At 55.3% G+C, this 25,753-nt stretch carries 22 protein-coding genes and 4 pseudogenes; 6 read left to right on the top strand and 20 right to left on the bottom strand.

Features of this window, described 5'->3' with window-relative positions; translation table 11 throughout:
- Positions 1-55: 55 nt before the first annotated feature.
- Genes JNO11_RS05270 through sdhC form a run of 4 tightly spaced genes read right to left on the bottom strand, consistent with a single transcriptional unit; the run spans position 56 to position 3,284 of the window.
- A complete protein-coding gene (locus tag JNO11_RS05270; RefSeq protein ID WP_010260736.1) occupies positions 56-772 on the bottom strand; it encodes a succinate dehydrogenase iron-sulfur subunit in 717 nt (238 codons plus the stop codon).
- Between the two features lie 14 nt (positions 773-786).
- Positions 787-2,553: a succinate dehydrogenase flavoprotein subunit gene (gene sdhA / locus JNO11_RS05265; protein ID WP_022626042.1), complete on the bottom strand. Its 1,767-nt coding sequence runs from the start codon at positions 2,551-2,553 to the stop codon at positions 787-789.
- Positions 2,554-2,901, bottom strand: a complete 348-nt coding sequence (gene sdhD / locus JNO11_RS05260; RefSeq protein ID WP_009091417.1) for a succinate dehydrogenase membrane anchor subunit — start codon at positions 2,899-2,901, stop codon at positions 2,554-2,556. It abuts the gene before it with no gap.
- Positions 2,895-3,284 (bottom strand): succinate dehydrogenase cytochrome b556 subunit, encoded by a 390-nt coding sequence (gene sdhC / locus JNO11_RS05255; protein ID WP_029519433.1) that lies wholly within the window; start codon positions 3,282-3,284, stop codon positions 2,895-2,897. Before sdhC ends, sdhD begins: the two co-directional genes overlap by 7 nt.
- 641 nt (positions 3,285-3,925) lie before the next feature.
- Here sdhC and JNO11_RS05250 point away from each other — a divergent pair.
- On the top strand, positions 3,926-5,203 hold the full coding sequence (locus JNO11_RS05250; RefSeq protein WP_325177647.1) for a citrate synthase: 1,278 nt from the start codon (positions 3,926-3,928) through the stop codon (positions 5,201-5,203).
- A gap of 338 nt (positions 5,204-5,541) precedes the next feature.
- Here the strand turns inward: JNO11_RS05250 and nei are convergent.
- The 11 genes and pseudogenes from nei to JNO11_RS05195 form a co-directional block, all read right to left on the bottom strand.
- A pseudogene (nei, locus tag JNO11_RS05245) lies at positions 5,542-6,331 on the bottom strand (endonuclease VIII).
- A gap of 11 nt (positions 6,332-6,342) precedes the next feature.
- Positions 6,343-6,990, bottom strand: a complete 648-nt coding sequence (gene pcp / locus JNO11_RS05240) for a pyroglutamyl-peptidase I (protein WP_010671296.1) — start codon at positions 6,988-6,990, stop codon at positions 6,343-6,345.
- Positions 6,991-6,996: 6 nt separating this feature from the next.
- Positions 6,997-8,013: a DUF979 domain-containing protein gene (locus JNO11_RS05235; RefSeq protein WP_031592206.1), complete on the bottom strand. Its 1,017-nt coding sequence runs from the start codon at positions 8,011-8,013 to the stop codon at positions 6,997-6,999.
- Positions 8,013-8,741 (bottom strand): DUF969 domain-containing protein, encoded by a 729-nt coding sequence (locus tag JNO11_RS05230; protein WP_010671295.1) that lies wholly within the window; start codon positions 8,739-8,741, stop codon positions 8,013-8,015. The genes JNO11_RS05235 and JNO11_RS05230 overlap by 1 nt, the downstream gene beginning before the upstream one ends.
- Positions 8,742-8,794: 53 nt before the next feature.
- On the bottom strand, positions 8,795-9,532 hold the full coding sequence (gene pxpA / locus JNO11_RS05225) for a 5-oxoprolinase subunit PxpA (RefSeq protein WP_010260713.1): 738 nt from the start codon (positions 9,530-9,532) through the stop codon (positions 8,795-8,797).
- The gene (gene pxpC, locus JNO11_RS05220) at positions 9,522-10,451 is read right to left on the bottom strand and encodes a 5-oxoprolinase subunit PxpC (RefSeq protein WP_325177034.1); all 930 of its coding nucleotides are present in this window, start codon (positions 10,449-10,451) and stop codon (positions 9,522-9,524) included. Before pxpC ends, pxpA begins: the two co-directional genes overlap by 11 nt.
- Positions 10,445-11,101 (bottom strand): 5-oxoprolinase subunit PxpB, encoded by a 657-nt coding sequence (pxpB, locus tag JNO11_RS05215; RefSeq protein WP_033771143.1) that lies wholly within the window; start codon positions 11,099-11,101, stop codon positions 10,445-10,447. The genes pxpC and pxpB overlap by 7 nt, the downstream gene beginning before the upstream one ends.
- 159 nt (positions 11,102-11,260) lie before the next feature.
- Positions 11,261-12,004 carry a type 2 GTP cyclohydrolase I gene (locus tag JNO11_RS05210; RefSeq protein WP_010260703.1) on the bottom strand — a complete coding sequence of 248 codons (744 nt, stop codon included), beginning with the start codon at positions 12,002-12,004 and terminating at the stop codon, positions 11,261-11,263.
- Positions 12,005-12,022: 18 nt separating this feature from the next.
- Positions 12,023-13,448, bottom strand: a pseudogene (gene phrB, locus JNO11_RS05205) (deoxyribodipyrimidine photo-lyase).
- A gap of 12 nt (positions 13,449-13,460) precedes the next feature.
- A complete protein-coding gene (locus tag JNO11_RS05200; RefSeq protein ID WP_010260698.1) occupies positions 13,461-14,417 on the bottom strand; it encodes a 2-thiouracil desulfurase family protein in 957 nt (318 codons plus the stop codon).
- A 154-nt stretch (positions 14,418-14,571) separates the two neighbouring features.
- Positions 14,572-14,772 carry a YbfA family protein gene (locus tag JNO11_RS05195; RefSeq protein WP_325177033.1) on the bottom strand — a complete coding sequence of 67 codons (201 nt, stop codon included), beginning with the start codon at positions 14,770-14,772 and terminating at the stop codon, positions 14,572-14,574.
- A 258-nt stretch (positions 14,773-15,030) separates the two neighbouring features.
- Between JNO11_RS05195 and kdpE the strand changes: the two genes are divergently transcribed.
- Positions 15,031-15,705 (top strand): two-component system response regulator KdpE, encoded by a 675-nt coding sequence (kdpE, locus tag JNO11_RS05190; protein ID WP_010260694.1) that lies wholly within the window; start codon positions 15,031-15,033, stop codon positions 15,703-15,705.
- Positions 15,706-15,979: 274 nt separating this feature from the next.
- Here the strand turns inward: kdpE and pgm are convergent.
- Both pgm and seqA read right to left on the bottom strand, forming a co-directional pair.
- Positions 15,980-17,621 (bottom strand): annotated as a pseudogene (gene pgm, locus JNO11_RS05185) (phosphoglucomutase (alpha-D-glucose-1,6-bisphosphate-dependent)).
- 26 nt (positions 17,622-17,647) lie between these two features.
- Entirely contained in the window at positions 17,648-18,196 is a 549-nt protein-coding gene (gene seqA, locus JNO11_RS05180; protein ID WP_010260690.1) for a replication initiation negative regulator SeqA, read from the bottom strand.
- 250 nt (positions 18,197-18,446) lie between these two features.
- Here seqA and ybfF point away from each other — a divergent pair.
- The 4 genes and pseudogenes from ybfF to fur form a co-directional block, all read left to right on the top strand.
- Positions 18,447-19,203 (top strand): annotated as a pseudogene (gene ybfF / locus JNO11_RS05175) (esterase); the annotation flags it as partial.
- A 178-nt stretch (positions 19,204-19,381) separates the two neighbouring features.
- Positions 19,382-19,657, top strand: coding sequence for a LexA regulated protein (gene ybfE, locus JNO11_RS05170; RefSeq protein WP_010260688.1), 276 nt, complete (start codon positions 19,382-19,384; stop codon positions 19,655-19,657).
- Positions 19,658-19,789: 132 nt separating this feature from the next.
- A complete protein-coding gene (fldA, locus tag JNO11_RS05165) occupies positions 19,790-20,320 on the top strand; it encodes a flavodoxin FldA (RefSeq protein ID WP_010260687.1) in 531 nt (176 codons plus the stop codon).
- Positions 20,321-20,669: 349 nt separating this feature from the next.
- Positions 20,670-21,113: a ferric iron uptake transcriptional regulator gene (fur, locus tag JNO11_RS05160; protein WP_009091454.1), complete on the top strand. Its 444-nt coding sequence runs from the start codon at positions 20,670-20,672 to the stop codon at positions 21,111-21,113.
- Between the two features lie 71 nt (positions 21,114-21,184).
- Here the strand turns inward: fur and JNO11_RS05155 are convergent, their stop codons facing one another.
- The 3 genes from JNO11_RS05155 to nagE form a co-directional block, all read right to left on the bottom strand.
- Positions 21,185-21,580, bottom strand: coding sequence for a hypothetical protein (locus tag JNO11_RS05155; protein WP_010260686.1), 396 nt, complete (start codon positions 21,578-21,580; stop codon positions 21,185-21,187).
- Between the two features lie 235 nt (positions 21,581-21,815).
- Entirely contained in the window at positions 21,816-23,483 is a 1,668-nt protein-coding gene (gene glnS / locus JNO11_RS05150; RefSeq protein ID WP_010671287.1) for a glutamine--tRNA ligase, read from the bottom strand.
- Positions 23,484-23,636: 153 nt separating this feature from the next.
- Positions 23,637-25,664 (bottom strand): N-acetylglucosamine-specific PTS transporter subunit IIBC, encoded by a 2,028-nt coding sequence (nagE, locus tag JNO11_RS05145; protein WP_033771135.1) that lies wholly within the window; start codon positions 25,662-25,664, stop codon positions 23,637-23,639.
- Between the last annotated feature and the right edge of the window lie 89 nt (positions 25,665-25,753).

The raw sequence follows: 25,753 nt of genomic DNA, 5'->3' as shown, positions 1-25,753 counted from the left end.
GCTTACAGAGGCTTCCGTAAAACACCGGGAACCTGAGGTTCCCGGCAGAAACTGTTTATGCGCCGCGCTGCAGTAGCATCGACTTGATATGGCCGATGGCGCGCGTCGGGTTCAGCCCTTTCGGACATACGCTCACACAGTTCATGATGCTATGGCAGCGGAATACGCTGAAAGCATCATTCAGATTGTCGAGACGCGCCTCGGTTTCGGTGTCGCGGCTGTCAATCAGGAAGCGGTACGCGGCCAGCAGGCCAGCAGGACCGATGAACTTCTCAGGATTCCACCAGAATGATGGGCATGAGGTTGAGCAGCAGGCACAGAGTATACATTCGTACAGGCCATCCAGGTGCTCACGCTCATCCGGCGACTGCAGATGTTCACGAGCTGGCGGATTTTCCCCATTATTCAACAGGAAAGGCTTAATTTTCTCATACTGTGCATAAAACTGGCTCATGTCTACAACCAAGTCACGCACCACCGGTAAACCTGGCAGCGGACGGATAACAATTTTCTGTTTGCCGTTGCCCAGCGCCGAGACGGGCGTAATGCAGGCCAGTCCGTTTTTACCGTTCATGTTCAGGCCATCGGAACCGCAGACGCCTTCACGACAGGAGCGACGAAACGCCAGGGTCGGATCTTTCTCTTTCAGGCGAATCAGCGCGTCCAGCAGCATCATGTCGCGACCATCTTCCGCTTCCAGGGTGTAATCCTGCATGCGCGGTTTGTCATCGACGTCCGGATTGTAGCGATAAATTGAAAACTCGAGTCTCATGATCGTCTCCGAAATTAGTAGGTACGCACTTTCGGCGGGAAGGCCGCGCGCAGTTTCGGCTGCATGTTCACCTCACGGCGCGTCATGCTTTCGGTTTCCGGGACATAAAGACTGTGGCACAGCCAGTTTTCATCATCACGATCCGGGAAGTCGAAGCGACTGTGCGCACCGCGGCTTTCGGTGCGATAGTTAGCCGCTACCGCCGTGGCAAAGGCCGTCTCCATCAGGTTATCCAGCTCCAGGCACTCAATACGCTGGGTGTTGAAATCCGGTGAGCGGTCATCCAGACGCGCTGACTTCAGGCGCTGGCGAATCTCTTTCAGCTCTTCCAGACCCTGTGCCATCGCTTCGCCTTCACGGAATACCGAGAAGTTATTCTGCATGCAGCGTTGCAGCGCTTTACGAATCTCAACCGGATCTTCACCCGTGGTGTTGTTTTCCCAGCGGTTGAAACGCGCCATCGCCCCGGCGATCTCATCTTCTGTGGCATCACGCAGGTCGCCCTGCTCCTGAATACTCGCCAGCAGATGCAGACCCGCTGCACGGCCAAAGACCACCAGGTCGAGCAGTGAGTTACCGCCCAGACGGTTGGCACCATGCACCGATACACAGGCGATTTCACCGACGGCGAACAGGCCAGGAATCACTACATCTTCGCCCTGCTCATTGACGCGCAGTGCCTGGCCGGTCACTTTGGTCGGAATACCGCCCATCATGTAGTGGCAGGTCGGAATGACCGGAATCGGTTCTTTAATCGGATCGGCGTGCGCAAAGGTGCGTGACAGCTCAAGGATGCCAGGCAGACGTGACTCAAGCACCTCTTTACCCAGATGATCCAGTTTCAGTTTGAGATGTGGACCCCACGGGCCATCACAGCCGCGACCTTCACGGATTTCAATCATCATTGAGCGCGCAACCACGTCGCGGCCCGCCAGATCTTTGGCGTTCGGCGCATAACGCTCCATGAAGCGTTCGCCATGTTTGTTCAGCAGATAGCCGCCTTCACCACGGCAGCCCTCGGTGACCAGCACGCCCGCACCGGCGATACCGGTTGGGTGGAACTGCCACATCTCCATATCCTGCACCGGTACGCCCGCACGCAGTGCCATACCTACGCCGTCACCGGTGTTGATGTGTGCATTGGTGGTGGACTGGTAGATACGGCCCGCGCCGCCGGTGGCCAGAATGGTCGCTTTCGCTTTGAAATAAACGGTTTCGCCGGTTTCGATGCAGATAGCGGTACAACCCACGACTGCGCCATCGGCGTTTTTCACCAGATCCAGTGCATACCACTCAGAGAAGATAGTGGTTTTGTTTTTCAGGTTCTGCTGATAAAGGGTGTGCAGCAATGCGTGACCGGTACGGTCAGCCGCAGCCGCCGTACGTGCCGCCTGCTCGCCACCGAAATTCTTTGACTGGCCACCAAACGGACGCTGATAGACTCGACCATCTTCCAGACGCGAGAAAGGCAGACCCATGTGTTCCAGTTCCAGAATCGCTTCCGGTCCGGTTTTACACATATATTCAATCGCGTCCTGGTCGCCGATATAGTCGGAACCTTTGACGGTGTCGTACATGTGCCATTCCCAGTTATCTTCATGGGTATTACCCAGCGCAACGGTAATACCGCCCTGCGCAGATACGGTGTGGGAACGGGTCGGGAAAACTTTAGATAACAGGGCACAGCTCTGGCCGCCCTGGGAGATTTGCAGTGCGGCTCGCATTCCTGCGCCACCTGCGCCGATTACCACGGCATCGAACTCTCTGATTGGCAAACTCATTTACACACCCCACACCACAACAAATCCATAAATCGCATACCACAACAGCGCCACGACAATCACAAACTGCAACAACAAGCGGGTTGGCAGTGATTTAACGTAGTCTGTTAACACCTGCCACATGCCAATCCAGCCGTGGATCAGAATGGAGAACAGCGTCAGCAGCGTGAACACTTTGGTGAATGCGGAAGCGAAGAAGCCACGCCACAGGTCATAAGTCAGCGTGTCTGTCATCACCACGAAACCGAGGATGTAGACGATGTAGAGCGTAATGAGAATTGCAGTTGCCCGCAGCAGCAGCCAGTCCTGAATGCCGTTGCGACCCAATGCGGATGCATTGCTTACCATACGAGGACTCCCGCCAGAATTGCCAGCACGACAGTGATCACAAAAGTCATATGAGCGGAACGCTTACCAACCTGCAGCGTTTCGGCCAGATAACCAAAATCCATCAACATATGACGAATCCCGCTCACCGCGTGATAGGCCAGCGCCGTTAAAATGCCCCACATAATGAACTTCGCGAAGAAGCCATCCATGATGGACGCAGCGTGCTGGAAACCTTCAGGAGAGGAGAGAGAGAGACCGAGCAGCCACAGCAGGATGCCAATAGCAACCAATGTGATTACGCCGGAGACGCGGTGAAGAATGGACGATATTGCAGTAACGGGAAACCGGATCGTCGAGAGATCCAAGTTGACAGGTCTTTGTTTTTTCACGGTTTTGCCCACACAGCTCTTTTTTATTTTGCTTCCTCCGGACCTGAGGCGGAGTCTAATCACAACGCGTGGCAGACTTTAACCGTCACCAAAAAAAGCAACATCCAGTGTTAATTGACGCGGTAGTAAACGCTGGGTGGCTCCTGGTGTCAGGGTGTTCCGGAGACCTGCCTGGAGTATAGGAGGATCACATTCTGATTACAATTCCCCTACAAACTCTTTGGTATATTTTAGGTGGAACAGTGATCCTACTCACGATTTTCACAATTGATACAATTTTAATTATCTGATTTGACAATAGTTCAACAATTCAGTTACAAACTAAGCCTGTAAATTCCTATGATGCGCAAAAGTTATGGGGATACACTTTCCCCTAAGCGCAAGTTATGTAACATTGCGATAATGAGCATTAAAAAGCATCAGGTTATTGGTTACCAAGAAGTTATGTCCTGACCGGATCTTTAACAACCGCGATATGCAGCATGTCCATGGCTCACCGGTTCCCGCTGGGAACGCGCCGCTCACTCTGTACCCTGCACCCGTTTTATCCCCGCAGAGTGATACTGTGTAGTTTTGCCAACCGCAACATGAACGCGTTTCAGGTGTCTAAAGATCCTTACCTACATAAGGCGCTATGGAGACGAAAATGACAGATAAAAAAAGTAACGCTAACCCTGCAAGATGGAACATCTATTGAACTGGACGTGCTGAAAGGTACGCTGGGCCAGGATGTCGTTGATGTCCGCACTCTGGGTTCAAGTGGCCTGTTCACCTTCGATCCCGGTTTTACGTCTACCGCGTCCTGCGAATCTGCAATCACCTTTATCGATGGGGATGAAGGTATCCTGCTGCACCGTGGTTTCCCTATTTCTGAGCTGGCGACCCACTCTAACTATCTGGAAGTCTGCTACATCCTGCTGAACGGCGAAGCACCAAACCAGAAACAGTTTGATGAGTTCCGTACCACGGTTACCCGCCACACCATGATTCATGAGCAGATTACCCGCCTGTTCCACGGCTTCCGTCGCGATTCGCATCCGATGGCGGTGATGTGCGGTGTTACTGGTGCACTGGCTGCGTTTTACCACGATTCGCTGGATGTAAACATTGAGCGCCACCGCGAAATCGCAGCATTCCGTCTGCTTTCTAAAATGCCGACCATGGCAGCGATGTGTTACAAATATTCTATCGGCCAGCCGTTTGTCTATCCGCGCAACGATCTCTCCTATGCGGGTAACTTCCTGCACATGATGTTTGCCACGCCGTGCGAAGAGTACAAAGTGAATCCGGTGCTGGAACGCGCCATGGACCGCATCCTGATCCTGCATGCTGACCATGAGCAGAACGCCTCAACCTCTACCGTTCGTACCGCTGGTTCAAGCGGCGCGAATCCGTTTGCCTGTATCGCCGCCGGGATCGCCTCCCTGTGGGGACCGGCGCACGGTGGTGCCAACGAAGCGACCCTGCGTATGCTGGAAGAGATCAGCACCGTTGAGCACATTCCGGAATTTGTTAAACGCGCTAAAGACAAAAATGACTCCTTCCGTCTGATGGGCTTTGGTCACCGCGTTTACAAAAATTACGATCCACGCGCGACCGTGATGCGCGATACCTGCCATGAAGTCCTGAATGAGCTGGGTATGAAGGATGACCTGCTGGAAGTGGCGATGGAGCTGGAACACATTGCGCTGAACGACCCGTACTTCATCGAGCGTAAACTCTATCCAAACGTGGACTTCTACTCCGGTATTATCCTGAAAGCGATGGGTATTCCATCCTCCATGTTTACGGTGATCTTCGCGATGGCCCGTACCGTTGGCTGGATTGCACACTGGAAAGAGATGCACGATGAAGGCATGAAGATTGCCCGTCCGCGTCAGCTCTACACCGGTTATACCGAGCGCGAATTCAGCTCACAGCTGAAAAAGTAAGGTTCAGTGGATAGCGGAGAGGGATTTCCGCTCAGCCAGTTGAGAAGCCCACATAAGGGCGCATCTGGCAGCAATGAAGAAGTTTAACGCGCAGGGAACACGGTCAGAAGAGGAAAGCGTCCCGCGCCAGGGACAAAAGCGCCGGGAGCGCTTTTGAACAACGCAAAGCGTTGGCCCGTTTACGGGCGCACCTCAAGGATGAGGTGCGTAATCGCGCGGGCCGAGCAGGTCAGGGATGACGGCTTTTGCGTCTTTCCGATCTGACTGTGTTTCCTGAGCAGGCTCGATCTCACCGCAGACCAGAACTACACTACCCCGCTTTTGCTTTCTTCAAGTGCCTATCTCTGACAACCCGGACACCAGTAAAAAAGGCCGTGATGAGAGCGTGCCCTTCTCAATCAGCGTGCCGCAGCGCCGGCATTTTTTGCCCTGCCGATGAAAAACCTCAAACTGAAACGCCGCTTCCTCATGATATTTCTTCATGGTTCCACGCATCCGATAGGCATGGCGCGGCACTGAAAGCAGCGCTTCGCTGAAAGCAGTCAGCTGATCGTTACTGAGATCCTGCGCCCGATGATTTGGCAGCAGCTGCGCCAGCCACAGAATTTCGGCGCGCAGATAGTTTCCCAGCCCGGCCAGAAAAGCCTGATCCAGCAGCAGACCACTGAACTGCCGCCGCCGGAAACGGGGTGACAGCAGTCGCTCTTTCACCTCTTCCACTGTCAGCGCACTGTTCAGCACATCCGGCCCGATACGATTAAGAAAGGGATGCGCCGCCAGCGTATCCGCATTGAGCAGTTCAATATCAGAGGCGCTGTAGAGCAGAATCGCTTTGCCCGCCGTCGCCAGCCTCACCCGCAACTGACGGGTGGAATTCAGTTCGGTGTCAGGTTTTACAATGCGCCAGACACCATACAGCTGGTTATGACTGTAGAGCGTCAGGCCATTGCTGAAATGAGTCAGCAGCGCTTTGCCCCGCGTCTCAATCGCCTGAACCTGCTCACCAATCAATGCCGGTTCATAGGTTTTGAGCTGAGGAAACGCGAACCACGCTTCCGTTAACGGCTGACCCACAATGGCGTCTTCAAGTTTATCCGCCACGCGGCGAATTTCCGGTCCTTCAGGCATCGTTCATCCTCTTAATGGGTGGCGCCGCCAGCCTGTCTGATATCCTCGCCGGTCTCCAGCGTGACCTTTACCGCAATTTCCAGCGCCTGAATAATGGACGCCAGCGCCATGCTCGGTGCGCCCGGATGCTGCGCCGCCTGTTCAGGCAGATAAGGAATATGGATAAAGCCTCCCCGCACAGGACTGTCATGCTGCTCAAGCCAGTGCAGCAGGCCGTACATTACGCGGTTGCAGGTAAAGGTGCCCGCCGTTTGCGACACTGAAGCGGGGATCCCCGCTTCACGCACCGCCGCCACAATCGCTTTGATGGGCAGACGGGAAAAATAGGCTGCCGGGCCACCTGCTACAACGGGCTCATCCACCGGCTGATGACCGGCGTTGTCCGGGATACGGGCGTCATCGACATTAATACCAATACGTTCAACGGTAATGTCGCTTCGCCCGCCCGCCTGCCCCACCGACAGAATCGCATCCGGTTTCACCTCTTCCAGCGCCTGATTCAGCACCCTGAGTACGTCGCTGAATACCACCGGCAACTGGCGGATCACTATCGTCGCCCCGCTAATCTGTTTACCTTCCAGCGCGCGCACCGCTTCCCATGAAGGGTTAATCGTTTCACCGCCAAAAGGTTCAAAGGCGGTCATCAGGACAGTTTTCATGCAACCTCACAGGAACATCAGGAAATAGAGCAGGAAAATATTAACGATTAACAGTAGCACACCGGTCGGAATCTGAGCCTTGATCACCGCGTTACGATCGGGCAGTTCCAGCAGCGCCGCCGGGACGATATTGAAGTTGGCCGCCATCGGCGTCATCAGCGTGCCGCAGTAGCCGGAGAACATGCCAATTGCCGCCATCACTGCCGGATTTCCGCCGTGCTGCAACACCAGAATCGGGATGCCGACGCCTGCGGTGATAATCGGAAACGCCGCAAAAGCATTACCCATGATCATGGTTAACAGCGCCATCCCGACGGCATAGACGGTGACCGCGACAAAGCGATTATCTACCGCCAGCCAGGTTTCTGTCAGATGCGAAATGGCGCTGCCCACGCCCGCGCTGGTAAACAGCAGCCCCAGGGTGGCAAGGATCTGCGGCAGGATAAAAGCCCAGCCAATCGAATCCAGCAGGCGACGGGTCTCCTGCATCGACTGCACCGGTTTCTCGTGGGTCAGTTTTAACGCCACCAGCCAGCCAATCACACAGCCGACCATCATTGAAAACAGCGTCACCAACGTAGCGTGGTTACCGGGGCCGAACACCGCATCCTGCAAACCGGGAATATGGTTAAACGCCAGCACACCGACCACGGTCACGACCGGAATCGACAGTGCAGGCAGAAACAGTTTATTGCGCAGACGCAGCGCACTGGCCTGTTTCTCTTCATCGCTGCGCTGATGATAGCGACCCAGCCTGACACCGCCAAACCCGGCAATCAGCGCCATCACCACCACAATGACACCGATGCCGATGTGCAGCATACGGGTGCCCGCCGCATCTGAACCCATCCAGGCGCTCATCAGTTGTGTCGTCCAGTCACCGACCAGAAAAACCAGGCCATACAAGGCCCAGAACAGGCCGGTGGTAAAGCGACGTGGATTCGCGCTGTCACGCCAGGAAAGCACCGCCACCACCAGCAGGATAATGCCCGCCAGCCACATCAGATATTGTTGCTGGAACATTACTCACCTCCTTTGGCTTTCAGCGCCTGACGGTTCAGCTGCTGCAGCTCACGCGCCAGTTGCCGATCCAGCCGCACCAGACGTGCCGAGTGGATCAGGAACGCGGCGACGGCAGTCGGAATGCCCCATAAGGCGATGTGCAGCGGTTCGGTCTGAATCCCGGCGGACTCCTGCATAAAGTTATGCATAAAGATAATCGCGCCAAACGCCACGAAGATATCCTCACCAAAGAAGAGACCGACATTATCGGTCGCCGCTGACATCGCGCGCAGCCGGTGGCGCAGCTCAGGTGAGATCTCGCCATAGCGGCTTTCAGTTGCTCCTTCCGCCATCGGTGCCAGCAACGGACGCACCATCTGCGGATGTCCGCCGAGACTGGTTAACCCCAGCGCGGCGGTGATTTCGCGCACAAACAGGTAGACGATCAGCAGCCGTCCGGCAGTTGCCGTTTTGATCTGTGCAATCCACGCCTGCGCCCGCTCTTTCAGTCCGTGACGCTCCAGCAGGCCAATGACCGCCAGCGGCAGCAGCAGGATCAGCGGCAGGTTGCGGGTGTTAAGAAAACCCGCCCCGAGCTTTTCCAGAATGTCCGCCAGCGGCATCATCGCGGCCAGACCGGTCACAAACCCGGCGACAATCACCACCAGCACCGGATTGAATCGTAACAGGAAGCCGACGACGATGGCGGCGATGCCCAGTAATGGCCAGAGATTTACTGCACTATCCATGGATTTCCCTCAGAGTTGAAAAACCCGGCATACGCCGGGCTAAGTGTGGTTATTCAGTTGCTGGTGACACGAATCTGCTGATCGGCAAACGCATCACGCAACCGCTGTGCAAATTGCAGGGCGTGCGCACCGTCGCCATGTAAGCAGACGGTCTGTGCATTCACCGCAACCCATTCTCCGGTGATACTTTTTACTTTGCCCTGCTGCACCATCGTCAGCGTCTGACTGATAGCCTGCTGTTCATCTTCAATCAGCGCGCCCGGCTCGCTGCGCGGCACCAGCGCACCGCTACTGAGATAGCCACGGTCGGCGAACACCTCTTCCCGCGTGCGTAAGCCGTAGTGCGCCGCCGCACGAATCGATTCGCTGTTAGCCAGTCCCACCACAATCAGCTGGCTGTCGACCGCCCTGATGGCGCGGGCAATGGCGTCCGCCAGCACCGGATCGGCCGCAGCCTGGTTGTAGAGCATGCCGTGCGGTTTAACATGAAGCAGCCGCGCACCTTCGCTTTCCGCCAGACTTTTCAGCGCACCAATCTGGTAGATCATCTGGGCGTAGACCGTTTCCGGCGGCAGCTGCATGGCGCTGCGGCCAAAGTTCTCCCGATCGGGAAAAGCGGGATGTGCACCAATCGCGACGCCGGATGCCTGTGCCCAGCGCACCGACTGCAGCATGGTCTGCGCATCACCTGCGTGAAAGCCACAGGCGATGTTGGCGGAACTCACCAGTTGCAGCAGCGCCTGATCGCTGGCGCAGCCCTCGCCCAGGTCGGCGTTTAAATCAATTTTCATTGAGTCCCCACTTCATCTGGTCCAGGGCGCGTTGCTGATGCTGACGTGCCAGCATCGCTTCCGGCAGGGTGCAGTGAATAAAATGAATCGGCTCACCCAGCCGGATTTGTGCCAGGTGATAGAGATCGGCTTCGATAACCGAGGCGATGCGCGGATAGCCGCCGGTGGTCTGGGCATCCGCCATCAGCACGATAGGCTGTCCGTTCGGCGGCACCTGAATCACACCCGGCATCACGCCGTGTGACAGTAGCTCGCGCGGGCTCTCGCGCTCAAGCTTGCGTCCCTCAAGCCGGTATCCCATCCGGTTACTTTGCGGGCTGAGTTTCCATGCGGTACGCCAGAACGCCTGCTGCGCTTCGCGGCTGAACTCGTGATACTCCGGGCCAGGTAGTGCGCGGATGCGGTTGCCCCATAGCAGTTGCCGCACCCCGACTTTACGGTCAAACGTGCGGGTCGGTTTACCCAGCGGGAGCTGATCGCCATCCTGCAAGGCTCGCCCCTGAAAGCCGCCAAATTTTGCTTTTAGATCGGTGCTGGCAGAGCCGAGCATCGCAGGAATATCAAAACCGCCCTGCACTGCCAGATAGCTGCGCATACCGCGCTGCGGCATCGCCAGTGACAGGAGCTGCCCCCGTTTCACCGGCGTGCGCCAGCCCGTCCAGACCGGCTGGCCGTCAAGCTCCGCATGGCAGCCTGCGCCGGTCAGCGCAAACCAGCCATCGCGGGTAAACTCCGCTTTGAACTGGCCGAGCACCATCTCCAGCACCGCGCTGTCGGGATCATTGCCCACCAGCACATTGGCGGTGAACATCGCGGGATGATCCAGCACACCGCCAGGGCTGATGCCATACTGACGCAAGCCGTAACGGCCCGCATCCTGAATAGTCGCGGCCAGGCCGGCTCGCAGAATGTTTAACATACGCCCTCCTGTTGCGGCACAAAGCGAACCCTGTCACCGGGACGGAGCAGCGTGGGCGGTTGCTGCAGGGGATCAAACAGCGCGGTGCGCGTCTGGCCAATCAACTGCCAGCCGCCGGGCGAAGCCAGCGGATAGACGCCGGTCTGGCTGCCGCCGATGCCTACCGAGCCGGCGGGCACCGCAACCCTGGGCTCAGCACGCCGCGGAATGTGCAGGCGCGGATCCAGTCCGCCCAGATAGGGAAAACCGGGCTGAAAGCCGATAAAAAAGACCACATAGTCACTGCTGCTGTGCAGCTCAACCACCTGGCGGGGCGTCAGCGCGGCATGTTCCGCCACCACCGTCAGATCGGGGCCAGACTCGCCGCCATAGATCACCGGGATCTCTACCTGACGCGACTCCGGCAACTGCGCTTCACTCTCTTCCCACCAGCGCTGAAGCCGCTCTATCGCGTCCAGCGCGCTCTGCTGGGGATCTCGCAGGATCAGGGTGATGTTGTTCATGCCGGGGATCACCTCCAGCACGCTGGCATAGTCGTGCAGGCGCTGATTCAGTCCCCAGATTCGTTGCTGGCTCTCCAGTGAGACCGGCGGTTCCAGCTCCAGCACGACAGCGCGTTCACCCAATAAATAACATCGTGCTCGTTGCAACAGCTACCTCCCGCTCAGTTGAGATCGCGCCTGGCCGACCTGACCGGATGCCCGGTACAGCCCATTGCTTATCTACGTAAAGCAAACAGTTATGCGAAAGTGACAGGGATGTGTCAACAGATTTAGGTCCTGCGCAGGCGCGCAGGACAAGGGAGAGTGTCAGGCAGGATTAGGGATATCGATGAAGGTCACATCAAGATCGTGGTGTTGCGCCAGCCAGTCGCCCAGCGCTTTTACGCCGCCGCGCTCGGTGGCGTGATGGCCTGCGGCAAAGAAATGCAGCCCCTGCTCACGCGCGCTGTGAATAGTCTGTTCAGAGACTTCACCGGTGATAAAGGCATCGACGCCCGCCGCCGCGGCCTGGTCGATAAAGCCCTGCCCGCCCCCGCTGCACCAGGCAATACGACGGATCAGCGCTGGCGCGTTGTCACCACAATGCAGGGGTTCACGTCCCAGCCGCTCACCGATTCGGCGGGCCAGCTGTTCGCCTGACAGGGGCTCAGCCAGCTCACCCCAGAACACCAGCGGCATCACTTCGCCGCGCACTTCGATATCCAGCAGTTTCGCCAGCTGGGCGTTGTTGCCTAATTCAGGATGCGCGTCGAGCGGCAGATGCCAGCCATAGAGATTGATATCGTTGGCCAGCAGGGTCCGCAGACGACGGCGCTTCATACCTTTAATCGCGGCCGGTTCACTTTTCCAGAAATAGCCATGATGGACAATAATCGCATCGGCCTGACGCGCCACCGCCTCATCCAGCAGCGCCTGACAGGCAGTGACGCCGGTGATAATCGTTTTGATCTCGCTGCGTCCCTCAACCTGCAAACCGTTGGGGGCGTAATCGCTGAAGCTGTGGCTGTCGAGTTGCTGATTGATCAGCGTCTCTAATTCGTAATGGTTCATTCAGGCTCCTTCGAGGCCTCAGGCTGCGCTTTTTGCGCGCTCAAAGGCGTCTAATGTCTTTTTACGTGCCACCTTATGATCCACGATTGGTGCCGGATAATCGAGTTTCTTATGATGCTTCTCCGCCCATACATGGGGCTGGTGAATATCACTGTCAGGGACACCAGCCAGTTCAGGCAGATAGTGACGGATAAAATCCCCCCTTCTCATCGAAGCGCTCGCCCTGCGTGGTCGGGTTAAAGATGCGGAAATAGGGCGCCGCGTCCGTGCCGGTCGAGGCCGCCCACTGCCAGCCGCCGTTGTTCGCGGCCAGGTCACCATCAATCAGCTGCTGCATGAAATAGCGTTCACCTTCACGCCAGTCGATCAGCAGATCTTTGACCAGGAAACTGGCGGTGATCATCCGTAAGCGGTTGTGCATCCAGCCCAGCGCCTTCATCTGACGCATTGCGGCATCGACAATCGGATAGCCGGTTTTACCCGCTTTCCACGCGTCGAAATGTGCGTCGTTACGCTGCCATTCAACATTACGCGTCCAGTCGATAAACGGCTTGTGTCGGCACAGCGCCGGCCAGGCAACCAGCAGATGACGGTAGAATTCACGCCAGATCAGCTCGTTCAGCCAGGTGAACGCGCGGCTGTTCTCCAGCGCATCGGGATGTTCATGCAGCACGCGATGCAGGCACTGACGTGGCGACAGTACGCCGGTCGCCAGATAAACCGACAGACGGCTGGTGGCGTCCAGCGCCGGAAGGTCGCGCTTAGCGGGATAGTCGATAACCGGTTGCGTGGCGAAATGGCGCAACCGCTTCAGCGCCGCCGCTTCGCCTGGCGGAAACAGATCCTGATCAAAGTCTTCGGTTGGATAGTCAAAGGCGGGAATCGGGGAGGCTTTCAGCGGTGCGCCTTCGCGCGCTTTCGGCGCAGGCACGCACTCAGGCAGCCCCTGCTGCAAGCGGCGGACAAAGGCTTTGCTGAACGGGGTAAACACCTTATACATCGAGCGATCGCCGCTCTGCACACTGCCGGGCGGCAGCAACAGGCTGTCATCAAAGCCCTGGCAAATCACGCCCGCGTCGTCGAGACGTTTTTCAGCCTCCGCATCGCGCTGGCGTTCATTAACTTCATACTGGTAATTGTAGAAGAGCTGATCGACCTGCTGCTTAGCGCAGAACTGCAGCAGCGCATCAATACTGTCGCTGAAGGCGTGACACGCCTGATAGTGCAGTTCAATGCCCCGCTCTGCCAGCGCACGCTGCACCTGCAACAGACTGGCGTGGATAAACGCCGCCTGCTTCGGTGACATGTCATGCTGCTGCCACTGTGCTGGCGTGGCAAGGTAGAGCGCAATCACTTTTGCATCGCTGTCGCGGCAGGCGGCGTGCAGCGCCAGATTGTCGTTGACGCGTAAATCGTTACGCAGCCAGACCAGATGGGTGGTCATACTCCTCCTGTATTACTGTCCGTAGCGTAAGCACAAGGCTTCGGGATAGGGATCGAAATAGCGTTGCTGGGCCAGCCACGGGTGCGGGTACTCCGCCATGTAGTGTTTGAGAATGGTAATCGGCACCAGCAGCGGTTGTGTGCCCTGACGATAGCGGTCAATCAGCGTTGCCAGCTCCTGGCGCTGCGGTGAACTCAGATGCGTGCGGAAATAGCCCTGCACATGCATCAGCACATTGGTGTGATTGCGACGTGAGGCGGGACGTGACATCAGTTCCATCATGCGATTGCGGTACTCAAAGGCAAACGCGTCCAGCGACTCCCACTGGCTCATGGAGGCGACAAAGGGTCCCAGCTCGCGGTATTTCTCCTGCGAATGCGCCAGCATCATCAGCTTGTAACGGCTGTGGAAGGCGATCAGTCCCTGCCGGGTCAGACCGCTTTCCCACATCTGATTAAATTCATGCAGCGCGCAGACACGACCGATAAAGTTCTCACGCAGCGCGGGATCGTGCAGACGACCATCTTCTTCCAGCGGCAGCCAGGGCATCTCGCGCTGCAGGAATTCAGTAAAAATACCGGTGCCTGCTTTGCGGTTATTGTTGTTATCGGGCTCATAGACCCGCACCCGCTCCATGCCACAACTGGGTGATTTGGCGCAGAGGATATAGCCACAGAGGTGATGCAGCGATTTTACCCGCTCAGCAGACCAGTCACGCATCTGCGTCGTAACCTCTTCTCCGCCATCTTTGCTGAAGCAGAGATGCAGCTCATCATCGCCCTGCTTCACCAGACGCAATGCCGGGCGCGGCGTTGGCAGACCAATCGCCATCTCAGGGCAGATGGGCTCAAAACGGACAAATGGGGTGAGATCGTCGGTCGCAAAAGTAAGACGCTTATGCCCACCATCAAATCTGACGCGGTCGCCGAGCAGGCATGCACTGATTCCAACGGGGATTTTTTTGCTCATACTTGTACAACCTCTGAAATCTTGTAGAGGTTTAAGTGTAGCGTAAAATGGTCAGGAATAAAGGGTTAAAACGGGATTCCGGATCGCTTATTCTCAGAAAAAACGCAAAAAAAAGCCCGGTCAGATGACCAGGCCTGTTTTGCGGCAGGGGAAATCACCAGAACGCGCCACCGCCCGCTTCAGCCTGCGCCAGCCAGACCGGCTTGGCGCTGGTCTTACACCAGACGCGGTGCAGATAGCTGTAGAAACGTGCCCGATCCTGTCGAAACAGCATAACAGGAAGTGCCAGTACGCCGAGAAGAATCACCAGCGTACGTCGCGCAATAATTTTATAACGTGGATAAGCCCGATACATGGTTTCTCCTCCCGGTAAGTGAAATAGTGTGAATGTGATCTGTGTTCAACTTTACGCCAGGTTGTGTAATTTTACTACTCATCTGACCACTTATTTACCGCTATTTTTGCTGTTTAAGAATCAACCTGTAATTAAGTTACAAAAAAGGTTACCGCCTGGTTGCGTTAGCGTTGAAAGGGCCGACAGATTATGGTCGCGGACGCCAGCATAAAATGTTGATAAAGTAGCGCTTCGGTCCCCACTCAAGGCAGGTATTGCGTGACCACGGTTTTGATCGTTGAAGATGAAAAAGAGATCCGGCGCTTTGTCCGGCTGGCGCTGGAAAATGAAGCCCTTAAGGTGTTTGATGCCGATACACTGCAACGCGGACTGATTGAAGCGGCGACCCGCAAGCCGGACTTAGTGATCCTGGATCTGGGTCTGCCGGATGGAGATGGCACCGATTTCATTCGTGACCTGCGACAGTGGAGCGCCATACCGGTGATTGTGCTGTCAGCGCGCAGCGATGAGCAGGATAAGATCGCCGCACTGGATGCGGGGGCAGATGACTATCTGACTAAACCCTTTGGCATTGGCGAACTGCTGGCGCGCGTCCGGGTTGCGCTGCGTCGTCATAGTGGCCAGCAGCCGGATGCCAGGGTGACGTTCGCCGACGTCAGCGTCGATTTCGCCGCACGACGGGTACAGCGCGGCAGCAGCGAGATTCACCTTACCCCGATTGAATTTCGTCTGTTGAGTATTCTGCTGAACAATGCCGGCAAGGTGCTGACGCAGCGGCAGTTGCTGAGCCAGGTCTGGGGACCCAATGCGGTTGAGCACAGCCACTATCTGCGCATCTATATGGGACATCTGCGCCAGAAACTGGAAGCCAATCCGACACAACCGGCTCATCTGCTGACGGAAACCGGGATCGGCTATCGCTTTATGCCATAAAAAAAGGCGCCAGAGGCGCCTTCAGAGTGCTGATAAAGCCAAATCCTGTGAATCTCACCGCAATGAATAAATTCAAAGCGCAGGGAACACGGCCAGAAGAGGAAAGCGTCCCACGCCAGGGATGGCGTGGGCCGAGCGTGTCATGGATGACGGCTTTTGCGTCTTTCCGATCTGGCCGCGTTTCCTGAGCTAGCTACACGGCCTCACAGCGATGAAGGCCGCGCTTTACCAGCAGTCTGAGGCGCGCGATGCGCCTCTTTATCTGCCCGACTAATCAGGCGTTTTTCAGCACTTCGCTGACAATCTCAACGGCTTCTTTCTCAATCTGCGCGCGGTGTTCAGCGCCCAGGAAGCTTTCACAGTAGATTTTGTAAGCGTCTTCGGTGCCTGAAGGACGGGCAGCAAACCAGCCATTCTCCGTCATCACTTTCAGACCGCCGATAGATGCACCATTACCTGGCGCGGCAGTCAGACGAGCGGTGATAGGATCACCCGCCAGCGTATCAGCGCTGACCATCTCCGGTGACAGCTTCGACAGCGCGGCTTTCTGCGCTGAGGTGGCTGATGCCTGCAGACGGTTGTAGCTTGGTGCGCCAAAGCGCGCTGCCAGTTCGTCATAGTGCTGCTGCGGGTTTTTACCGGTCACTGCAGTAATTTCAGCGGCCAGCAGACACATGATGATGCCATCTTTGTCCGTAGACCACGGCGTACCGTCGAAACGCAGGAATGAAGCGCCTGCGCTCTCTTCGCCACCGAAACCGAGGCTGCCGTCATACAGACCATCAACAAACCATTTGAAACCCACCGGCACTTCCACCAGCTTGCGACCAATGTCGTTGACCACTCGGTCAATCATGGCGCTGGAGACCAGGGTTTTACCCACGGCAACATCCTGACCCCACTGTGGACGGTGCTGGAACAGATAGTTGATCGCCACCGCCAGATAGTGGTTTGGATTCATCAGACCCGCCGGGGTCACAATGCCGTGACGGTCATAATCGGGATCGTTGCCGAACGCCAGATCGAACTTGTCACGGTAAGCCAGCAGGCCTGCCATTGCGCTTTCAGACGAGCAGTCCATGCGGACCACGCCATCTTTATCCAGATGCATAAAGCGGAAGGTCTGATCGACCGCGTCATTCACCAGCGTCAGATCCAGCTTGTAGTGCTCAGCAATACGCTGCCAGTAAGCAATACCGGAACCACCCAGTGGATCCACACCCAGCTTCAGGCCCGCTTTCTGAATCGCCGGGAAGTCGATAATCTCTGCCAGACCTTCAACATAAGGCTGGATCAGATCTTTCTCGACCACATGACCGCTGGCCATCGCCTGCTCCAGCGGCAGACGTTTCACCTCTTTCAGGCCATCTTTGATCAGCTGATTGGCACGATCTTCCACCACTTTGGTGACGTTGGTATCAGCAGGTCCGCCGTTAGGTGGGTTGTACTTGATGCCGCCATCTTCTGGTGGGTTATGCGACGGCGTAATCACGATGCCGTCAGCCAGCGCGCCACCCGCTTTGTTGTGCTCAAGAATCGCATTCGAGATCGCAGGGGTCGGCGTATAGCCATTATCCTGCTGCACAATCACATCAACGCCGTTCGCCGCCAGCACTTCCAGAACAGACAGGATGGCGGGTTCTGACAGCGCATGGGTGTCTTTACCGACGTAGCAAGGCCCGGTGATACCATTCTTTTTTACGCTCTTCGGCAATCGCCTGAGCGATCGCCAGAATGTGCATCTCGTTGAAGCTTTGACGCCCTGCACTGCCGCGATGGCCGGACGTGCCAAATTTCACCGCATGTTCCGGGTTCGCCACATCGGGCTGCAGGACATAATATTGTGACGTTAATTGTGCAACGTTAATCAAATCGCTCTGCTGGGCGGGTTGCCCGGCACGTGGGTGATTGGCCATTGGCGCTGCTCCCTGACGCTTAAGTTTTAAATGGTGCCGCAAACTTTCTCGGTCAGTTCCGCAGGGAACTGCATCGAGAGCATGATGTGTTCGATCATGCTGCATTTACGACCAGTATTGGTGTTGGTGATCACCCAGTACGGCGTGCCGGGCACATGCTTCGGCTTAGTATGGGTGCCATTCTGCAACAGCGTATGCTCATCACCTGCAAAATAGACGCGGGTGCGGCCCTGCAGAGATGCAGTAGCTTCAGCAAAGGCTGCGGTATCAAGACGATAGAGCGTTGACAAGATAAGCATAAAGCGATTCACCGCCCGCTTCTGCTCCGCATATTCATCGGAAAGCAGCAGCTCGCGCACCGCGCGGACACGATCCTGCGGGCGCGAACCCACAGACGCAGGCTGGGACTCTTTCGCTGCATCTTTTGAGGCTGGCTGTGCAGGCGAAGCGGGTGCAGTCTGACCGGCCGTGAACTTCAGCATACGACGCAGAATGTCGGATGCGCTTTCACCAATGTGTTGCGTGTGGCTGGCAATATAACGGTAGAGCTCTTCGTCAACTTCGATCGTTTTCATCTTATTCCGTACGGTTCTTTCTCATGACAGAACCACCTGTTTCCTGAAAAGCTCTGAGTATAGTCAGGCAATTCAAAGGGTGTGTGGGTTCTAACATCAGGATTATAAAGTTAAAGTCAGGCGGGTTGTTAGCAAACAAACGGTTTACGGGCAAAAGTCAGAATATGTCCTAATGCCGCCGGAACCGGCGCGCCTGAAAAGGTGAAACCATGATAACCTAAGCTCAGGTCTCAAACTTAAGAACTTTGCTATGATTTTGAACGCCCGTCTGCAAACTGAACAATCCCCTGCTGATTCTCTGCCCATCCTGCTTATTCACGGTCTGTTTGGCAGTCTCGATAACCTTGGCGTGCTGGCGCGCGGGCTGAAAGATGCCGGTCCGTTGCTGCAGGTAGATGTCCGCAACCACGGACTTTCACCACGATCTGACGAGATGAACTACGCTGTAATGGCGCAGGATATGGTCGAAACACTGGATGCACATGGCATTGATCGTGTCGCGGTGATCGGACACTCGATGGGCGGTAAAATCGCCATGACCATGAGCGCGCTGGTGCCGGAACGCATTGAGCGCCTGGTGATGATCGATATCGCCCCGGTGGATTACCAGACGCGCCGTCATGACCAGATATTTGCCGGCATTCGTGCCGTCACCGATGCGGGCGTCTCATCCCGCAGCGAGGCGGCGAAGGTCATGCGAACGCTGATAGAGGAAGAAGGGGTGATCCAGTTCCTGCTGAAATCCTTCCAGGAGGGGGGAGTGGCGCTTCAACGTCCCGGTGCTGTGGGATAACTACACCACGATCTCTGGCTGGCAGCCGGTTCCCGCCTGGAATCACCCGGCGCTGTTTATTCGCGGCGGCGACTCCAGCTACCTGGATAACAGCTATCGCGATGCGTTGCTGCAGCAGTTCCCGGCCGCTCAGGCGCATGTGATCGGTGGCGCAGGACACTGGGTTCATGCAGAGAAACCCGATGCCGTTTTGCGCAGTGTCCGTCGCTTTTTTTGCGCTTTAAAAGCAAATAGATGGCGGCAAAGGTTTAGGATTGGCGTCCGGCGTAAGCGTGAAGTATGATGGCGCGCTAAAATTTTGCCGCGGGTCAGTTTTGCTGCGGCAATGGCCAATAATTTATAATCTGCGCGGTGAGTGTCTGGCGCCCGCCCCCATTCAGTTTTACTAAGCCATGGCAAAAGAACAGACTGACCGCACGACGCTCGATCTCTTTGCTGATGAGCGCCGCCCTGGTCGACCCAAAACCAGTCCGCTTTCGCGTGATGAACAGCTGCGCATTAACAAGCGCAATCAACTGAAACGTGACAAAGGACGCGGGCTTCGTCGTGTCGAACTGAAAATGAACAGTGACGCCGTCGATGCACTCAATACGCTGGCAGAACAGCGCAATCTCAGCCGTAGCGAACTGATTGAACAGATGCTACTGGCACAGCTCAAACTGGATTAATGTGGGCAAATCGCACGCAGGAGCAAATGTCGGGGCTTTAACCGTTCACCGGTTTTCTCTCGTCTGCTATTATTCGCTGAAATGTGCTGCGGCACACATCTCATCATCAGGATTTAAGAGGTTATTTTACTCATGGCACTCGTAGGCATCTTCTTCGGCAGCGATACCGGCAATACCGAAAACATTGCAAAAATGATCCAGAAACAGCTGGGTACAGATGTTGCAGAAGTCCATGACATCGCAAAAAGCACAAAAGAAGATCTGGAAGCGTTTGATATCCTGCTGCTGGGTATTCCGACCTGGTATTACGGCGAAGCGCAGTGCGACTGGGATGACTTTTTCCCGACGCTGGAAGAGATCGATTTTAACGGCAAGCTGGTTGCGCTGTTTGGCTGTGGCGACCAGGAAGATTACGCAGAGTATTTCTGTGATGCCATGGGCACGATTCGCGACATTATCGAACCGCACGGTGCCGTCATTGTCGGACACTGGCCAACTGAAGGCTACCACTTCGAAGCTTCGAAAGGCCTGGCCGATGACACCCACTTCCTGGGCCTGGCCATTGACGAAGATCGCCAGCCTGAGCTGACCAGCCAGCGTGTTGACCAGTGGGTTAAGCAGATTTTTGATGAACTGCAGCTGAAAGAGATCATCGAAGCCTGATCCTGCCCGACTCAATGTGAGCGCCAGCTCACATTGAGGCAATGAAAATGCCTATAGAAATAATAGCCACATTTTTTTTAACTTTCTCCGTTTAATCTGTAGAATACCCGCATCGATCTTCCGCTTATTTTCTCAAGCGGCAAGACTAAGTGATGTGCTAACAGACCTCTGTCAGAATCTTCCCCGGCCCGGTGACGAATCCCCAATAGCCCATGATGATTCAGACACGCCCTCTGGTTTTCATTTCATCGCTTCAGTTCTATAATGAGACGCAAATGAGAATGAGCACAGATCGACATTCAAGGCGATAAGCCACAAAAGTGAATATTAGTAACAGGACAAAATCCGCATGACTGACAACAACACCGCATTAAAGAAGGCTGGCCTGAAAGTAACGCTGCCCAGACTGAAAATTCTGGAAGTGCTTCAGGAACCTGAGTGCCATCACGTCAGTGCGGAAGATTTGTATAAACGCCTGATCGACATTGGCGAAGAGATTGGCCTGGCGACCGTTTACCGTGTTCTGAACCAGTTTGATGATGCTGGTATTGTGACTCGTCACAACTTTGAAGGCGGCAAGTCTGTCTTCGAACTGACGCAGCAGCATCACCACGATCACCTGATCTGCCTGGATTGCGGCAAGGTTATCGAGTTCAGCGACGAATCGATTGAAACGCGTCAGCGTGAAATCGCGACCCGCCATGGCATCAAGCTGACCAACCACAGCCTCTATCTCTATGGACACTGTACGCTGGGCGATTGCCGTGAAGACGAAACGCTGCACGACCAGTAACGCTGGCGCGGCCTGAAATAAAAAAACCGGTGAATTCACCGGTTTTTTTTCGTCTGTTTTCTGCCCTCACCTCAGGCGACCAGCGTCTCCTGCAGATAGCGCCAGCGTGGAATGGAGCTGCTGCAATCCAGAATGGCCAGCGAAATGCGGCTCTGGTTATTGCCGTTCATCATCTGCATTTCGCGATACTGTACGACGATCTCTTTTTCATGATGAGAGAGAATGACATGTTCACAGGTGGCAATGCGCATCCCTTCCCGCTGCCCTTGTAACTGCTGGAAAAGATCCTCGACCTCGTTCAGATTGTACTCTTTGCCCTTTGGGGTCACCATGCGAAATTCAGGATGAAAATAGGACATCAGCAGCTGGAAACTGTCGTCAGATCCGGCTGGCTGATTAAAAATACGTTCAATGAGCTGATGTAAAACGACGACACTGTGTTTGGCTTCCTGGGCGAGAACTGTCATTTTTTTCCTTCTGTAACCCGCTTTGCAACCTCTGAGAGCGGATAGCCTACCTGAAAGCTGACAATTCACATCCTGAAATTGATTAATTTTTTTAAACTCAGATTACTCCCACAAGGCGGTATTGAACCGGTTGTGGTTAGTGCAGAATAAACGTCGGCGATGGTAAAAATCGGGGCAATAAAAAAAGGGCGATAAATCGCCCTTTTGTCATTTTATGAGGTCAGCCCCAAAAAATTTATTCGCCCGTTTTGGTCCAGGTATCACGAAGACCGACGGTGCGGTTAAACACCAGTTGCGTCGGTTTCGAGTAAACGCTGTCGGCGCAGAAATAACCTTCACGTTCAAACTGAAACGGTGTTGTTGGTTCCACATCGCGCAGGCTGGGTTCAACAAAGCCGTTTTTGATGGTCAGTGACTCAGGATTAATGACCGCCAGGAAATCCTCTGCAGCAGCCGGATTTGGCACACTGAACAGACGATCATACAGACGGAACTCAGCTGGCTGCGCGTGATCCGCAGAAACCCAGTGAATCACGCCTTTGACTTTGCGGCCATCGGCTGGATCTTTGCTCAGCGTATCAACATCGCTGGTGCAGTAGATGCAGGTAATGTTGCCCGCTTCATCTTTGGCGACCCGCTCAGCACGAATCACATAGGCGTTACGCAGGCGGACTTCTTTGCCCAGCACCAGACGCTTATATTGTTTGTTCGCCTCTTCACGGAAATCCGCGCGATCGATCCAGATCTCGCGGCTGAACGGCACTTCACGCGTGCCCATCTCCGGTTTACCCGGATGATTTGGCATGGTGACGATTTCGCTATGGCCTGCTGGCAGGTTTTCGATCACCACTTTAAGCGGATCTAAAACCGCCATGGCGCGGGGCGCATTCTCGTTGAGATCATCGCGGATACAGGACTCCAGCGAGGCCATCTCCACGATATTATCCTGCTTGGTCACGCCAATACGACGACAGAACTCACGGATAGAAGCGGCGGTGTAACCACGACGACGCAGACCTGAAACGGTCAGCATGCGCGGATCGTCCCACCCTTCTACGTGCTTCTCGGTCACCAGCTGAGTGAGTTTACGTTTCGACATCACCGCATACTCCAGATTCAGGCGCGAGAATTCATACTGACGCGGATGAACCGGAATAGTGATGTTGTCCAGCACCCAGTCATAGAGACGGCGGTTGTCCTGAAACTCCAGCGTACAGAGCGAGTGCGTAATGCCTTCCAGCGCATCGGAGATGCAGTGGGTAAAGTCATACATCGGGTAGATGCACCACTTATTGCCGGTCTGGTGGTGTTCCGCGAACTTGATGCGGTAAAGCACCGGATCGCGCATCACGATGAAATTAGAGGCCATGTCGATTTTGGCGCGCAGACAGGCGGTGCCTTCGGCAAACTCACCGTTTCGCATCTTCTCAAACAGCGCCAGATTCTCTTCCACGCTGCGATCGCGATAAGGGCTGTTTTTACCCGGCTCTTTCAGGGTGCCGCGATATTCACGAATCTCATCCGGACTCAGTTCATCAACGTAGGCCAGCCCTTTGGAAATCAGCTCGATGGCATAGTTGTAGAGCTGATCGAAATAGTTTGATGAGTAACAGACCTCACCGCTCCACTCAAAACCCAGCCACTGAACGTCACGCTTGATGGATTCAACGAATTCCATATCCTCTTTAACCGGATTGGTATCGTCGAAACGCAGGTTGCATTGCCCCTGATAGTCCTGGGCGATGCCAAAATTCAGACAGATCGATTTCGCATGACCAATATGCAGATAGCCATTGGGCTCCGGCGGAAAACGGGTATGCACGCTGCTGTGCTTACCGCTCGCCAAATCTTCGTCAATGATCTGACGAATAAAGTTAGTTGGGCGGGCTTCAGCCTCACTCATCTCAAAAATCCTCAATACGAATAACGGGTGATTTGTACCACGAAGTAACGGAGTATGATCCACAAAGCGTCTGAGGGAAACAACCGTTTGTTAAGCCTTTAAAACAAAAAAAGGCAGGAATCGCTTCCTGCCTGTGGGGTTCTGTTGCGGGGATTAGCCTTTCACTTCATACAGCGGGGTTTCCCCTGCTATTACCTGACCCTGTGCCAGTAAAGTCAGACCAGCAAAATCGTCGCTGTTGCTGACCACGACCGGACTCACCATTGAGCGGGCATTGGCGTTAAGGAATTCAAGGTCCATCTCCAGTACTCGCTGACCGGCGACCACGCTGGCCCCCTCTTCAACCAGACGGGTGAAGCCTTTACCTTCCAGCGCCACGGTATCCAGCCCCATGTGCACCACAATCTCCACGCCATTGTCGGTTTCCAGACAGAAGGCGTGGTTGGTGTTAAAGATTTTCACCAGCGTACCGGCAATCGGTGCCACTACCCATTTGTCGCTGGGCTTGATCGCCAGACCGTCGCCCACCGCTTTGCTGGCAAAGGCTTCATCCGGCACATCATCCAGCGCCACGACTTCACCGCTGACCGGCGCCAGCAGCGTGGCGATGACCTGCTTCTCACTGTTCAGCACCGCCTGCGGTTTAACATCCGGCTCGGCCGGCGCACTGCTGGTAGCCGCTGCAGCGACCGGACCTTTGGTCAGCACTTTTTTCATGGCCGAGGCGATGCTTTCTGCCTGGGTACCTACGATGATCTGCACGCTCTGTTTGTTAAGACGGATCACGCCGGACGCGCCAAGACGCTTAGCAACCGCCTCATTCACCTGCGCCGAGTCATTCACGTTAAGACGCAGACGGGTGATACAGGCATCGATGCTGGTTAAGTTAGCTGAACCACCAATCGCCCCAATGTAGCGGCGCGCCAGTGACTCTGTGGCACTTTCACCGCTATCCGTTTTATCAACGTTAACGTCATAACCATCAGTTTCATCACCATCAACCGCCAGCTCGCGGCCCGGCGTCATCAGGTTGAATTTTTTGATGGTAAAGCGGAACACCACATAATAGATAACGAAGAAGACCAGACCCTGCGGGATCAGCATGTACCAGTGTGTCGCCAGCGGATTACGGGTCGACAGCACCATATCCACCAGCCCGGCGCTGAAACCAAATCCGGCAATCCAGTGCATGCTGGCAGCGATGAAGACAGAAATACCGGTGAGGACGGCGTGGATCAGATAAAGCACAGGTGCCACGAACATGAAGGAGAACTCCAGCGGTTCGGTAATACCCGTAAAGAAGGCAGCAAACGCCGCGGCCAGCATGATACTACCCACTTTGACGCGGTTCTCAGGACGCGCACAGTGGTAGATAGCCAGCGCAGCACCCGGCAGACCAAACATCATGATCGGGAAGAAGCCCGCCTGATAACGACCGGTGATGCCGACAGTTGCCGATCCATCAGCCAGTGACTGTGCACCGCCAAGGAATTTAGGAATGTCATTAATGCCCGCAACATCGAACCAGAACACCGAGTTCAGGGCGTGATGCAGACCGACCGGAATCAGCAGGCGGTTAAAGAAGGCGTAGATACCGGCACCGGCAGAGCCGAGCTTCTGGATATGTTCACCAAAGTTAACCAGACCATTAAACACCACGGGCCAGATATACATCAGGATAAAAGCGACAAAGATCATCAGGAACGAAACGAGAATCGGCACCAGCCGGCGTCCGCTGAAGAAAGAGAGTGCCTTAGGCAGTTCAACGTGGCTGAAGCGGTTATAGACCTCTGCCGACAGAATACCGACAAGGATGCCGACAAACTGGTTTTCAATTTTGCCAAAGGCTGCTGGAACCTGATCCAAAGGAATTTTCTGAATCATCGACACTGCAGCTGGTGAGCAGAGCGTGGTGACCACCAGAAAGCCGACATAGCCAGTCAGGGCAGCGGCACCATCTTTATCTTTTGACATGCCGTAGGCTATACCGATCGCAAACAGCACCGACATGTGCTCAATGATTGCCGCACCCGACTTGATCAGCAATGCCGCCAGCGCATTACCTGCGCCCCAGCTGTCTGGATCGATCCAGTAGCCCACGCCCATTAATATCGCTGCTGCTGGCAGGGTTGCTACCGGCACCATCAGTGCGCGCCCCACCTTTTGTAAGTAACCTAACATATCCCCTTCCCCCCTATGAGCCTGACTTGTCGCTTTGCGCTGCTTAATGTTGTTATGTCAGCTGCAAAGATCGTTAATACACTTCATAT

The sequence above is a fragment of the Pantoea sp. 1B4 genome (assembly GCF_016925765.1).
GTDB classification, from domain to species: Bacteria; Pseudomonadota; Gammaproteobacteria; order Enterobacterales; family Enterobacteriaceae; genus Pantoea; species Pantoea agglomerans.
Note: the sequence above shows the minus strand (reverse complement) of the source record. Positions and strands in the feature narration are given on the sequence as shown.

Coding starts and splice junctions, on each gene's coding strand:
- JNO11_RS05270 (WP_010260736.1), bottom strand. CDS start 772: ATGAGACTCGAGTTTTCAATTTATCGCTACAATCCGGACGTCGATGAC.
- sdhA (WP_022626042.1), bottom strand. CDS start 2,553: ATGAGTTTGCCAATCAGAGAGTTCGATGCCGTGGTAATCGGCGCAGGT.
- sdhD (WP_009091417.1), bottom strand. CDS start 2,901: ATGGTAAGCAATGCATCCGCATTGGGTCGCAACGGCATTCAGGACTGG.
- pcp (WP_010671296.1), bottom strand. CDS start 6,990: ATGAAAACTGTCCTGATGACCGCCTTTGAACCTTTTGGCGGTGAAACG.
- JNO11_RS05235 (WP_031592206.1), bottom strand. CDS start 8,013: ATGTTCCAGCAACAATATCTGATGTGGCTGGCGGGCATTATCCTGCTG.
- JNO11_RS05230 (WP_010671295.1), bottom strand. CDS start 8,741: ATGGATAGTGCAGTAAATCTCTGGCCATTACTGGGCATCGCCGCCATC.
- pxpA (WP_010260713.1), bottom strand. CDS start 9,532: ATGAAAATTGATTTAAACGCCGACCTGGGCGAGGGCTGCGCCAGCGAT.
- pxpC (WP_325177034.1), bottom strand. CDS start 10,451: ATGTTAAACATTCTGCGAGCCGGCCTGGCCGCGACTATTCAGGATGCG.
- JNO11_RS05210 (WP_010260703.1), bottom strand. CDS start 12,004: ATGAACCATTACGAATTAGAGACGCTGATCAATCAGCAACTCGACAGC.
- JNO11_RS05200 (WP_010260698.1), bottom strand. CDS start 14,417: ATGAGCAAAAAAATCCCCGTTGGAATCAGTGCATGCCTGCTCGGCGAC.
- JNO11_RS05195 (WP_325177033.1), bottom strand. CDS start 14,772: ATGTATCGGGCTTATCCACGTTATAAAATTATTGCGCGACGTACGCTG.
- seqA (WP_010260690.1), bottom strand. CDS start 18,196: ATGAAAACGATCGAAGTTGACGAAGAGCTCTACCGTTATATTGCCAGC.
- ybfE (WP_010260688.1), top strand. CDS start 19,382: ATGGCAAAAGAACAGACTGACCGCACGACGCTCGATCTCTTTGCTGAT.
- fldA (WP_010260687.1), top strand. CDS start 19,790: ATGGCACTCGTAGGCATCTTCTTCGGCAGCGATACCGGCAATACCGAA.
- fur (WP_009091454.1), top strand. CDS start 20,670: ATGACTGACAACAACACCGCATTAAAGAAGGCTGGCCTGAAAGTAACG.
- JNO11_RS05155 (WP_010260686.1), bottom strand. CDS start 21,580: ATGACAGTTCTCGCCCAGGAAGCCAAACACAGTGTCGTCGTTTTACAT.
- glnS (WP_010671287.1), bottom strand. CDS start 23,483: ATGAGTGAGGCTGAAGCCCGCCCAACTAACTTTATTCGTCAGATCATT.
- nagE (WP_033771135.1), bottom strand. CDS start 25,664: ATGTTAGGTTACTTACAAAAGGTGGGGCGCGCACTGATGGTGCCGGTA.